General features: G+C 63.5%; 1 pseudogene. It reads left to right on the top strand.

Annotated elements, in window-relative coordinates:
• Window positions 1–46: 46 nt before the first annotated feature.
• Window positions 47–444, top strand: a pseudogene (locus HWE01_RS22605) (hemagglutinin repeat-containing protein); the annotation flags it as partial.

Here is a 444-nt window from a genome sequence, read left to right as displayed (position 1 = left end):
CCAGATCGTTTCTACGCAGGGGACGACCATTGTGGCGGGCAATGACGTGAACATTGTTGCCGCAAGCGAGAGCAGCACCCAGCGCAACTTCCGTCAGGAGACCAAGAGTGGCGTGATGGGGGCGGGCATCGGCGTGACGGTGGGCAGCCGCATGCAGAGCCGCGATGTGGATCGCAATAGCGAGACTGCGTCGGCATCGACCATTGGCAGCGTGCAAGGCGATGTGCGCATCGTGGCGGGCAATCGGTATACGCAGATCGGTAGTGATGTGCTGGCACCAGGTGGCGACATCGACATCGTGGCCCGGACGGTCAGCATTCTCGCTGCACAGCAGAGCAGCCGTACCGTGACCGAGGACAAGTTCCGTCAGCAAGGGGTGACGGTGGCGGTGACCAGTCCGGTGTTGTCGGCGGTGCAGACGGTGCAGCAGATGGCGGAGGCGGC

Source organism: Herbaspirillum sp. C7C8, assembly GCF_022627875.1.
GTDB lineage: Bacteria > Pseudomonadota > Gammaproteobacteria > Burkholderiales > Burkholderiaceae_D > Herbaspirillum.
This window is presented reverse-complemented; position numbering and strand designations above follow the sequence as displayed.